The sequence below is a fragment of the Pseudanabaena sp. UWO310 genome (genome assembly GCF_006861605.1).
In the GTDB taxonomy this organism is placed as follows: domain Bacteria; phylum Cyanobacteriota; class Cyanobacteriia; order Pseudanabaenales; family Pseudanabaenaceae; genus Pseudanabaena.
In genome coordinates, this window is sequence record NZ_SELU01000007.1 from 67,893 (window position 1) to 80,796 (window position 12,904).

Here is a 12,904-nt window from a genome sequence, read left to right on the forward strand (position 1 = left end):
TTTTATACCTAATTGTGACTAGACACTTATAGCACCTTGCTAAATCAATTCCTGCTTAATTTATGAAACAAAAAACTAATCATAGCCAAGGTTTTAGTATTTTATTGTGCCTACGGCAAAACAAAAAAACTGCTATAATTTCCTAGGTCAGTTGGAGGATTCATGTACTATCAAATATTACCTGATTTTACTTATTATGGATTATTAATATCGGCAGACTTAAATTATCTTAAAAAGCAAAGAAATTACTCTTAAATATATGGATTTTTGTAATATTTTGTTGTGTAATTATCTCGCTCGCATCTTGCCATTTACTTTGCCATTCATGAGATCTACGATTATTTTAATAGTTGTAAGTTTGTCTTCAGAATTGTCTGCTATTGAAGCAAGTGAGCTTAATCCTGCATTGAATAAACAAGGATTATTTACACAACTTGTCGATCATGCCGATCATGATCATGTCGATAATGATCATGCCGATAATCATGTCAGAACCAAAGTCAACACAAAGCGCGATGCTCCTCAATTTTCCATACAATCCCCCCTTGAGCAGAGCCTAGGGGAAGAGCCATTGCTTACAGCACAGAGGGTTGATCCTAATCTTTCTAATCCTTTACAACGGATTAATCCCTCTCCTAATCAACCCGCTTTGCCCCAAGAAACATTACCTACATCACCAACCTTAGAGCAGTCAGTACCGAAAGTCCCTGAAGGAACAGAGACTCGTCCAAGCACTTTTCCCGCTAAGTTTTTTGTCAAACAAATTGAGGTGATTGATAGCACGGTATTTACTGCCGAAGAACTGGCTGTAGTGACTAAGCCTTTTACGGGTAGGGAGTTGACTTTCGCGGAATTACTACAGGTGCGATCGGCTATTACTCAGCTTTACATTAGTCGTGGTTATATCTCTTCAGGTGCAATTATTCCTCCCCAAACTATGTCAAATGGGACGATCATAATGCAGGTGATCGAAGGCAGTTTGGAAGAGATTAAAATTACGGGGCTACAACACCTTAATCCCGACTATATTCGGAGCCGTCTGGAATTAGCGGGAGCAAAGCCTTTAAACATCAACCACCTGCTGGAAGGGCTACAATTACTAAAATTAAATCCCTTGATTGAAAATATTTCCGCAGAGTTGCAAACAGGCGATCGCCCTGAAACGCGAATTTTATTAGTGGAAGCTAAGGAAGCTAAAAATTTCAGCGTTATCCCTACATTGGACAATGGGCGATCGCCTAGTGTGGGTAGTTTTCGTCGTCAAATCCAACTCGTTCATGCTAACTTGCTTGGGCTTGGTGATGGGTTGAGATTGGGCTATACCAACACCGATGGAAGCAATGGCTTTGATTTCAGCTACACTATGCCGATTAATCCTAGTAACGGCACGATCCAATTGGCGGCTGGCACTACGACTAGTAATGTAATCGAGTCTCCCTTTGACGTACTCAAAATTTCGGCTGTCTCGAAATATTACGAAGTCACCTATCGCCAACCCTTGATTTTACGCCCCCAAGAGGAGCTAGCCCTAGGGCTGTCATTTTCAAGGCAAGAGAGCCAAACTTCCTTAGGCATTGACAATATTGGACCATTTCCCATCTCTTCTGGCGCGGATAGTCAGGGTAGCACCCGCGTCTCCGCTTTACGTTTCTTCCAAGAATGGACTAAGCGCAATGAACAATCTGTAATCGCTTTTCGCTCTCAATTTAGTTTTGGACTTGGGGGACTATTTAATGCCACTGTAAACCAGCAGGGAGTTCCCGATAGCAACTTTTTTGCTTGGCGCGGGCAAGGGCAATGGGTACAGCTACTTGCCCCAGATACTCTTTTTCTATTGCGGGGAGATATTCAGATCGCCGATCGCACATTACTAACCTTGGAGCAATTTGGATTAGGGGGAGTCACCACTATTCGCGGCTATCGCCAAGATTATCTCTTAACCGATAATGGGGCACAGGTTTCTGCCGAAGTTCGCCTACCAATTTTTAGAGATAACGATTCTAAAGGGATCTTGCAACTAGTACCCTTTATTGATGCGGGGGCTGGTTGGAACAACAATGGCAGCAATCCGAAACCAAATACTTTAGTAGGGATGGGGATGGGGCTATTGTGGCAACAGGGGGAAGCTTTATCGATCCGACTTGACTGGGGCATCCCTCTAGTTAACGTAAATTCGCAGGGCAATAGCTCACAAGAACGGGGCTTATATTTTTCTGCTACGGCCCGTTTTTAAGCCCTTCACCTGTAGGAGAAGGGCTTGAAGGGGGCAAATGGCTTTCAGAAATCTAGTCTTTTTCGGAGGGGATTTCAATTTCATGAACGGGGATTTCAATAGTAAACTCCGTTCCTTCTGCTGAGGTATTGGTTAGCGTCAATCTTCCGCCATGGGTTTCTTCAACTATCTGGCGACTAATGGAAAGCCCGAGCCCACTTCCTTTACCTACGGGCTTAGTGGTAAACAGGGATTCAAATATTTTGGACTGGAAATGGGGAGGGATTCCTAGCCCATTATCTCGAATAACGATCCGCACTTTATCATGCAATTTGGGCTCACAATGGATCCATTCGGTCTTTACCCAAATAGTAGGCTGCTTAGCTTCCCCCCGTTTGACCATTGAGGCAGTGTAACCACTAGAGTGCAACGCATCGATCGCATTGGCTAATAAGTTCATAAATACCTGATTCAACTGTCCCGCATAGCAATCTATTTCGGGCAGCTTTCCATAATCCTTAACGATATGAATTTCGGGGAGTTGATCGACGGGCTTGAGACGATGCCGTAGCAGCATTAGCGTGACTTCAATCCCTTCTTCGATTTTAAATCTCACGCGACGTTCGGTATCAGATCTAGAAAATATGCGCAGAGAATTAGAAATATCCTTAATGCGATCGCATCCTACTCGCAGAGATTTCGTCAGTTTAGGTAAGTCCGCGATCAGAAAGTCTAGATCGATTGATTCAGCATGGTCGAGGATCTTATCGTTTGCCTGAGGAAATTCCGCTTGATAGAGTTGGAGATGATCGAGCAGGTTTGTAAATCCTTCTTGAGCTAAGGATAGGTTGCCGTTGATAAATCCTAAGGGATTGTTAATTTCATGGGCAATTCCCGCCATCAACTGACCAATACTAGACATTTTCTCGCTCTGCACCAGTTGCAATTGGGATCTTTGCAAGGTTTCTAAAGCTTGAGTTAATGCAGCCGTACGTTCTGCAACCTGCTGTTCTAGACGTTGATTTTGTTCAGCGATCGCTTTATTGAGAAAACTCAACCTCAAATGCAGATTAACCCTAGCGATTACTTCTTCTTGTTGAAAAGGTTTTGTAATATAATCAACGGCTCCAAGTTCAAAACCCTTAACTTTTTCCATGGGATCGGCAAGGGCGGTCATAAAGATTACGGGAATATTCTGAGTTTTGGGATTAGATAGCAGAGTCCGACAAGCTTCAAAGCCATCTATTCCTGGCATCATTACATCCATGAGGATGAGATCGGGATTTAGATATTCAGCTTGGGACAGAGCATTTTCGCCATCAATTGCTACTGAGACCGTAAAGCCGTGATTTTCTAGTGTTGTAGACAGTACTTCCAAATTGGTGGGATTATCATCCACAACTAAAATCGTACTCGTTTGCAATTGCTGCGATAGGTTATAAGGCTGATTAAAAGTCATAAAGTTTAAGGATTTTCTAGGGATTGATTTTCTAAGGATTGATCGGTATATTGCTGAATTACCTCTTGCAATCTTTTGATTTGATAGCTACTGGCAAGTTGGCGGAGTGGGGTCGTAAATGGAATAAGATTTGGATTTTTTTGCTCTAGAGTATCCAGTTGTTTAATGAAATTTTTGATTAATCCTTTGAGTGCTAAATCAAGTAAGATCAGTAGATCCTCCGACTCAGGTAAGACGATCGCAGGGGCAGGAATTGATGAAGTCCCCGTAGCGTCGGTAGGGAGATCATTTTCCAGAGAATTTTCCATGGATTCCATCGCATTGATAACTGAACTGCCCGCAAGGGCAGAGGAATGCATGGGTGCTTCGTAGATCCACTCCAAATTTAAATATTTCTTGAGCTTTAAAAATAGATCTTTTGATTGAATTGGTTTGGGAGTGAAGTCCGTACAGCCAGCAGTCAAACTTTCTTGCAGATCGTCATCAAAGCTGCTTGCCGAACAAGCAATGATTGGCACAGAGGCAAATCCCTCTTGCTGACGAAGCCGACGCGCCATCTCAAAACCATCTAAAACTGGCATGACTAGATCGAGCAAGATTAAATCTGGATGATTGGCGATCGCCTGTGCCAATCCTTCTTGACCATCCTTAGCCTCAAACAATTCAAAGCCAATGCTTCGGAGCAAGTTAACCAAAAATGAGCGGTTGTCCGAGCGATCGTCTACAACCAGAATCTTCATTGGAGCCCCTTGATAGCCTGTAATTATTCGATTGGATTGAAATCGATTATTCGCCCAACCCGATGCCAGAGGAAATTCCAGATCGATCCAGAAGGTACTTCCCTCACCTAAACGGCTACGAACTTGAATGGTACTACCCATCAATTGCACGATTTTTTGGCTGATAGCCAAGCCCAGCCCCGTACCTTCAGATTGCTTCTTTTGATCTCCCACTTGTTGAAATGGAGAGAAGAGCTTAGTTAAGTTTTCGTCACTGATGCCTACTCCCGTGTCTTCGACTTGAAAACGCACTGTGGCAAAGGATTGGCTTAGGGCTTCATTGCTTGGAGATGATGACCTCGTTCCCACTAAGGATACCTTCATGGTTACTCCTCCCACATCGGTAAACTTCATGGCATTGCTGAGTAAGTTGAGGAGAACCTGTCGTAGCCTCTTTTCATCGGAGCGAATGCCTCCAGGAATATTGGGGCTAATCTGCACCAGAAAACTTATGTCTTTTTGAGAAGCTCTGACGGTGAAAATTTCGGTCACATCTTCTAAAAAAGCAGGCAGTGGCAAATCGGATATCTCCAATTCAATTTTTCCCGCTTCAACCTTAGCCAGATTTAGGACATCATCGATTAATGTCAGTAGGTGATCGCCACAGCGCTGGATCACCTTAATCCCTTTTTGCCCATCTGCGTCGAGAGATTTAGATCTTTGCAAGATTTGCGCATAGCCAAGGATGCCATTGAGGGGCGTTCTCAACTCATGACTCATATTTGCCAAAAATTCACTCTTAGCGCGATTAGCTTTATCAGCGGCTTGTTTTGCTAATTCAAGGTCGTGGGTGCGTTCTTCAACTTTAACTTCCAAGTTTTTGGAGTAATCGAGGAGTTGATTGTTAAGGATTTCCAACTGTTGATTGGTTAATTCCAACTTTTGTTGTTTATAAGCATTGGTAATGGCGATCGCACTCATAATAAAAGCGCATAAAGGTGGCATGATCGGCACTAAAAGCCCATTCAGAAAACACAAGTAGCTCAAGCTAAATAACAAGCCAATCGATACGAAAGCCCCCCAGACCGCTCGTTCGCCTAAAATTCGCCCTTTGTCTTCGGCAATGCTAATCAAAATCCAAATCCCCCCCGTCCCCAGCATTGCCCAAACCACAATCCAGATTCCCTGCTCGATACTCGACCAACTATGAAGCCCTAATCGACCATCCTTTGCCGAACGAATGAGCTGACTGGCTATATTAGCGTGAACTACAACTCCTGGCGTACTTTTAGTTTGGGCGAGATTATCATAGGGGGTTGCGAAGAAATCATTAGTGCTAGGAGCCGTAGAACCAATTAGCACAATCCGATCGCGAATCAGATTGTCGGGAATCCGTCCTGCTAACACTTCGCGCATAGAAATAGTGGGAAAAGAAGATAGCGAACCTCTCCAATTCAGGAGGATCTGATAGCCACCCAAGTCTTCATTGCTATAGCCTGCTTCCCTATCTCTCATCGGGAGGAAAATGGTTTTCCCCAGCCGAAACTTTTGCTGAGTTGCATCAACAGGTTCTAAGGTAATTTTCTCTGATTCTAGGTACTTTAGAGCCACTTGGGTGGCTAGCCCCGACTTAATCGTTTTGTTATCTCGTTGGTCTTCGGCTGTGAGCAGAGCCCGACGCACTTTCTGATCGCTATCTAAGACCAAATCGGCAAGTGACACCTGTTCTTTCTGTTTTAACACCGCTGGCGGATCGACACGATCGCCAGTCATTTTCTCGACCCCAATCAGGGTCGGCGTGGTTTGAAAGATTTGCAGGAGCTCTTGATGTCCTGGCTCCTCTGGCAAATTGCGATAGAGATCCATCCCAATTACTCGAGGATTTTGCGATCGCAAATTTTCGATTACCTTCGCTAATACGCGATCGGGTACTGGCCAATTGCCTGCTGTTTTGATATCGGTTTCGTCGATCGTCACGATCACGATATTATTTTCGACGGACTCCCCAGGTCGCCATTGAAAGAATTTATCTCGAATCGCCCATTCTAGTAAATTAAAAACACCGAGCAAGTTGCCAACAATGACAATAGCTGAAATGCTAGAACCTATAATTAAGACTCTTTTAGAGTTCCCGATAAATTTTTTGAGTCCTAATCTCATACTTACCTGTGTTTAAATTTTGAGTAGCCTATTTCGCAACATAGAGAAGAAAGATGGTGATTTATAACCATCTTTCCCCCATTTTCCTATAGAAATCTATAGAAATATCGGCTTCACCAAAAGTTTGATTTTACTTTGTGTTACTTTGTGATAGCCAAGCTGGTAAGTTGAGACAGTTGAACGGAATCCAAAAGCTCTTTCCATTCCTTGGCAAGCAATTGATCGTTTGGCTGGGCTGTCCGCAAAGAAGACAGGATTGAGGCACTATCGTACCAAACTCCGTTAGCTGCCAAAATCGATGATTGCTGTAGAGATGTTTTGCCCTCTAAAGATTTAGCGAGATCAGCACTAGGCGTAATCCGCTTAATCCAACCGTCAACAAAGGGACTGTTAGGGGTCAAGTTGCCTTCAAGTTTGAGAGCAAAAAACCACTGATAGTTTTTGTCAACTTCTAGAGCAGGTGCATTCTCAGGCAACTGGATTGCCACAATCCCCGCTTTTCCTGACACTGGCACAGACATCTGATAAATCGTTTGCTTTGATTCATCCTTCAGACTAAAGACCGCCTCTTGAGCAGCACTAGCTGGGAGGTAAACCAAAATCGCAGGATGGGCAGATAAGGTTGTGCCATAGAAGGTTTGAGGTAGGACTGCCGCCATGAAAACAGGGCGATCGCCAATCAAATAAGAGCCATAGGCATTGGTGCGAGAGGCTCCACCTGCTGTGCCAATGGGAGCAGAACTGCTAGGAGGAGGCGTAAAAGAGCTTCTAGATGCCCCACCAGCAGTTTGGGTTGGTGCGGAGCTAGTAGCAGGAGGTACAAAAGTACCGCGAGATGCCCCACCAGTAGTTTGAGTCGGTGCAGAACTGGTAGCAGGAGGTACAAAAGTACCGCGAGATGCCCCACCAGTGGTTTGAGTTGGTGCAGAACTATCCGCAGAAGGTACAAAAGTACCGCGAGATGCCCCACCAGTGGTTTGAGTTGGTGCAGAATTGTCAGCAGGAGGTATAAACCCGCCGCGAGATGCGCCACCAGTAGTTTGGGTTGGTACCGTATTCTCTGGTGGAGGGCTAAACGTGCTGGACTGAGCTGCACTCGGAGAAAATCCGATTGAGCTAGCTAGTAGGGTCATTATTCCTACAACGCTGCCAAATCGTTGATGGTAGCTTGTAATCATTAGAATTCTTCCTTCAAATAAAGTTACGAAAAATCCACTTTTGTTACATGTAATGCGTTTATTTCCATGTGCATTATAAGTTTACCCGTTAATTTTTTTCATGACATCAATTACATGGCAATTCCTTTAATTTCATTACAAAACAAGTCAAATTCAAAAGATATATAAAAAATGCGTAAGAGATATACGAAAAACTTGTTTTGATAGATAGAGTAAACTTTAAAATACTTGCAAGAAATCAATTAAAAATACTATGCAATAATCCCAATTATTTTAGTATAATCAAAAAAATACATCTAAAGGTCAAAATGATTAATCAGCAAGCATTTCAGACATTCTGGATTTACGCTTGATCATGGTGAAATACTGAATAAAAGTGTCTTGTTTTGGTCATTTATACAGTTTATTAAGGAGGGAATTATTGACATAATAATAACATTGAGTAAAGCAATTTTTGAAGAATGACTTTTTAGACAAAAAGAGGAAATATTGATTAAATATTAAAGATTTTTTAATGGCAAGGGCTAGGTAGCTGCGATCAAATATGTCAAATATGTGAGAATAGGCTATGGCATCTCAATTGGGGTTAAATAAATCTTTGTTGTTCAGGGATTGAGAGGATTCAAAGCCAACGTTAGTTGAGGGTAGTCGAATGGGGTAGTCGAATGGGTAGGGCAATTGTAAATTTTGTACCCATCCCCATTTCACTTTCACAAAGAATTGTACCTTGGAGATTCTGGGTTACAAGGTTATAGATAATATGGAGTCCCAACCCACTCCCGCCTTTGTCTCTAGCGGTTGTGAAAAAAGGTTCAAAAATTTTAGCTAAATTTTCATTGGCAATGCCAATTCCGTCGTCGGAGTAAATGATGATTGCTTTGTCGCCTTGCTGGGTAATCGTAAATTGTAACAGCCCGACTTTATCTAAACCCTGATAGGCATGGGTTAAGGAATTTATCACTAAATTGGTAACGATCTGAGACAATGCGCCGGGGTAGCTCTGCATCGTAATATTGGCATTACCTTGGACAATTACTTGGTGGGGCGTATATTTGAGTTGGGGTTCTAGGCTAGTTAAAATCTTTTCAATATAGTCTTTGACGGCAAAGCTTCGTTGTTCTAGGCTCGAACGATCTACGGCAACTTGTTTAAAGTTTTGGATGAGTTCGGCAGCACGATGTAGGTTTGCTGATAGGATTTCACTACTACTTTTGGCTTTTTCTAAATATGCCTGTAAGCTAGATTTTTTAAGTTCGCCACGATTGAAAGAGGCGTTAAATTTATTGGTGGCATTCTCAAGGATAGAAGCTGCCATTAAACTATTGCCAATGGGGGTATTAACTTCATGGGCAATACCAGCCACCATGCTACCAAGGGAGGCATATTTCTCTGATTCCACCAGTTGTTTTTGGGTTGCCTTTAACTCGTCTAGGGTTTTAGCTAATTCGGCATTTTTTTTGTGAATTGCTAGCTCCGCCCTTTTGCGATCGCTAATATCGCGGATCGTAAATAGCACTTCATTGGCTCCACTAACGACAATCCGAATTTCCTCATCGCGGTACTTACCATCAACGCAGATGCAATGTTCGTAGGTTTGTAACTCCCCAGTGCTTATTGCTTGATGGATATAAAAAAGATGGCGATCGCTCAATTCTTGCGGCAGGATTTGAGAAAGATGCTTACCAATATTTTCAATGTCGGGATATAACAACTCGACGCTACTATCAAAGTTAACCTGCCCTAGATAAATTCCATCGCCATTGACATTGAACATCAAGTCGGGAATAACCGAAAAGATAGCGCGTCTACGCGCTTCGCCTGCGCTGAGAGCTTTATAACTCGTGATCACCATCGTCGAAGTAAATAGGGCAAAAAATGCAGGAAAAACTGGAATCCACCATCCCTGTAAAAATAGAATATAGCTAGCAATCAATAGACTCGTCCCTAACCCCGTGATCTCTAGAGCTAACCGAGGGATACGGAAGGTGAATTTCGACCATTTCGGTGGCTTGGCATGGCGACGACTCCAGCACAGTAGACCGCTAGCCAGCGACCAGATGGCAATCCATAGAGTTTCTATCGGTTTTGACCAGACCCGTAAAACTGGACGTTCGCCGAGGGCATTCGCAATTAATTGGCTAGCGATATTGGCATGTAAGGTCACCCCACTAGTGACGGGAAAAGAATTCCCTAAAACCGTGCTGTTATAGGGAGTAATAAAGTAATCGGTGTTACTTTCAGCGGTAATACCGATCAAAACAAGGCGATCGCGAAAGATATCCTGAGGAATATCTCCATTTAAAATTTGCGTTAATGAGACTACAAGAAATCCATCCTGAAAATTGCGAAAGTTCGATAATATCTGGTAGCCACCTAAGGATTGGCGAACATAGCCGCCATCATTTTCTTCCATAGGCGAGAAAATTGCTTTCCCCAATTTATATTGTTGCTTTTGGGAGTCAAGGACTTCTAGTTTAATATTTTCGGCTTTGAGATATTGGAGCGCTAGAGCCGCGCTCAAGCTGGTAATCGTTTTCCCTTGCTTATCTTTTAACGATAACAGTACTCGTCGGATTTTGCCATCACGATCGGGGGGCAAGTCATTGGCTGCAAATTGATTGAGCTTTTCCAAGATTGCAGAAGCAGCCACACCGTCACCTTCTCGATTGGCGATCGCTTTGCGAATACCGATGAGATTGGGTGTGGAGGTATATATACTCAATAGCTCTTGATATCCAGAATTATTTTTTTTCGGTACTGGTAGATCGCGGTAGAGATCTAATCCGATCACTCTAGGTTCCTGCTGTTTGACCGCTTTGAGAAGATTAACGAGGGTGTCGTCGTCAATGGGATAACCAAATTTCTGAATATCCGATTCATTAATTGCGACAATCACAATCCGATTATCTATCGGTTCTGATGGTCGCCACTGAAAGAACAAATCGTATAGGGATAATTCTAGGGGCTGAAGTAAGCCCAAAAAGCGAATTCCTAGTAAGATCCCTGTGGTCATGGGGATAATTACCCAGAGCTCTTTATATTTCCAAATACTTTTTTTGAGAATGCTCCACATAGATAAATTTTAAAATGGATTTGCAGATATGGAGAAATAAATCCCATTTTCCTGTAAGGTTCTCTTTTCTGCGGAAATTCGACTCAGGGGCAAGCCTAAATCGAGCCGAATGGTGAGGCGATCGCTCATTTGAAATCGCAATCCCATGCCTACCGAGACGAGAGTGCTCGGATCAGGGTTTGTATTTGCTCGCTGATTCCATACCGTACCAAAATCACAGAACGGAACAACCTGTAAAAGTCCATTAATGTCGGGAATTTGCAAGATCGGAATCCGTACCTCCGCCGATAAAACTAAGCCATTATCGCTGAGCAATGCATCTTGGCGATACCCCCGCAGGTTATCTTGTCCGCCCAAACTAATTTGTTCCTGAGACAATAGGGGGCGATCGCTAAGTTGGAGATCGGCTCGCAACAGTAGTAGCGTTTGCGGTGCTAGTAGCCGCAAATATTGAGTTTGCCCTCGCCAAGCGAGAAACCGACTATCTGGAGACAGGTCGTTAATGGTGGAGCCAAGGGCATTCAGCCCTAAACTTAGTTGCGATCGCACCGCAAATACCTCTTCAGCACTGCGCTGGACATATTCTTGAAAAAACCGCAACGCCGTAACTTTCGTTTGACCATTATCATCAGCACCAAGAGCAGGAAAAGGAATGAGCCCACCTAGCAATGATGCTGAGCTTTGCCGATGACTCAAGGTTAAGCCTAGGGCGAGATCTTGGGCAGTATTTTGGAGGATGGGTTGACGAATTGTCAATTCGTAATTGCGGGAATTAGAGGCAATATCGAGAATGTTAAATGGAGATTCGATGACATTACTCGATGAGGTTCCCAAACTCAGCCCAATCGTGCCATTGTAAGGATTGAAAGGAATTGTATAACTTGCATCAAAAGCATGGCTACCATCGGTATTGCCATAGGAGAGACTGAGGCGATCTCCTAGCCCTGTTAAATTCGCTTCGATCAGTTGGATTTGGCGGCGTTCGGAGCCGACGCTGGGAGCGCGACTATTATCAAAGGTAATCGGAAGGTTGAAGGTTGAAGCCTCGGTTACCTTAATTTCTAAATCATTTAGTCCTGCCTCCCAACTTGGCGATAAATTTGCCGATATACTCTCAATGAGAGGATTGATTTGTAATAGTCGTAATGCTTCGAGGAGACGATTGCGGTTAAGCGGTTTACCTGTGGCGATCGCAATCCGCGATTGGATATAGCCTGCATTCAGTCTATTCAATCCTATAACCTTAATTCGATCTAATCCCCCTTCAACGATTTGAATCTTAACGGTTCCTGTCTGTAAGTCCTGCTCTGGGAGGTATGCCCCAGAGGTAATATAACCACGCTCTAAATACAGTTCCGTAATCTTGGTTCTAACTTGAAATAATTCGACGATGGAAATTGGCTTATTAGTATAGGGATTAGTGATGTTTTCTAATTCGCGATCGCTAAAAATGCTGCTGCCAATTACTTCAAATTTATTGACTACGATCAATTCAGAATTACTATGGCGAGGTATTTGCGAATCTGATGGCGTTTGGGGCGTTTGGGGATTCTGGAGATTAAATAGGCGATCGGGCGGCGGCAGTGGCAAAGGTTCCGTTGGCGTTTTCGGAGTTATTTTGGGGGCAAGCTCGTTAGGGGTTCCCAAACTAGGAATAGATGGGGATTGAGCTACGATCTCTTGATTGTAGAAGTTTAAGGAAATCACTAATACTGAAATATATATTTTCTTGATTTTCTTGTCTAAAGGTATGGATATGTAATCATATAATGCTTTCACGATAATCACTTGCAGATTTCACTAATTATTTATCGAGAGGAAATATTCTTCATTTGGGCATAATTTAGCTGCATATATTAGTTAATATTCAATGCTAAGATATGATTTACTCATATTTAGCTTTTAGACTTTAAAATTATTTATTCTTAGCTATCCAGTTAACTAGATATATTAACTAGATATATTAACTGGGAATCAAAAACATCAAAAACTGTATCACAGACTACAGGTTTGGGGGGATTTATATTTAATTGCGCCTCGCAGCTTACTTATCTAACATTTAATATTTAATCTAATATTTAATTTAAATATTTAATTTAAATA

6 protein-coding genes are annotated in these 12,904 nt (G+C 42.8%); 1 reads left to right on the forward strand and 5 read right to left on the reverse strand.

Features of this window, described 5'->3' with window-relative positions:
* Positions 1-325: 325 nt before the first annotated feature.
* A complete protein-coding gene (locus tag PseudUWO310_RS04160) occupies positions 326-2,233 on the forward strand; it encodes a ShlB/FhaC/HecB family hemolysin secretion/activation protein (RefSeq protein ID WP_223805527.1) in 1,908 nt (635 codons plus the stop codon).
* Positions 2,234-2,285: 52 nt separating this feature from the next.
* On the opposite strand, the gene PseudUWO310_RS04165 is transcribed toward PseudUWO310_RS04160, so the two are convergent.
* The 5 genes from PseudUWO310_RS04165 to PseudUWO310_RS04185 form a co-directional block, all read right to left on the reverse strand.
* Positions 2,286-3,671 carry a response regulator gene (locus PseudUWO310_RS04165; protein WP_142599265.1) on the reverse strand — a complete coding sequence of 462 codons (1,386 nt, stop codon included), beginning with the start codon at positions 3,669-3,671 and terminating at the stop codon, positions 2,286-2,288.
* A gap of 5 nt (positions 3,672-3,676) precedes the next feature.
* The gene (locus tag PseudUWO310_RS04170; protein ID WP_142599267.1) at positions 3,677-6,550 is read right to left on the reverse strand and encodes a CHASE2 domain-containing protein; all 2,874 of its coding nucleotides are present in this window, start codon (positions 6,548-6,550) and stop codon (positions 3,677-3,679) included.
* A 140-nt stretch (positions 6,551-6,690) separates the two neighbouring features.
* Positions 6,691-7,728: a DUF928 domain-containing protein gene (locus PseudUWO310_RS04175; protein WP_142599269.1), complete on the reverse strand. Its 1,038-nt coding sequence runs from the start codon at positions 7,726-7,728 to the stop codon at positions 6,691-6,693.
* A 634-nt stretch (positions 7,729-8,362) separates the two neighbouring features.
* Complete coding sequence (locus PseudUWO310_RS04180; protein ID WP_142599270.1) at positions 8,363-10,801, reverse strand: CHASE2 domain-containing protein; 2,439 nt, start codon at positions 10,799-10,801, stop codon at positions 8,363-8,365.
* Positions 10,802-10,810: 9 nt separating this feature from the next.
* A complete protein-coding gene (locus PseudUWO310_RS04185) occupies positions 10,811-12,580 on the reverse strand; it encodes a ShlB/FhaC/HecB family hemolysin secretion/activation protein (RefSeq protein WP_223805528.1) in 1,770 nt (589 codons plus the stop codon).
* Positions 12,581-12,904: the final 324 nt, after the last annotated feature.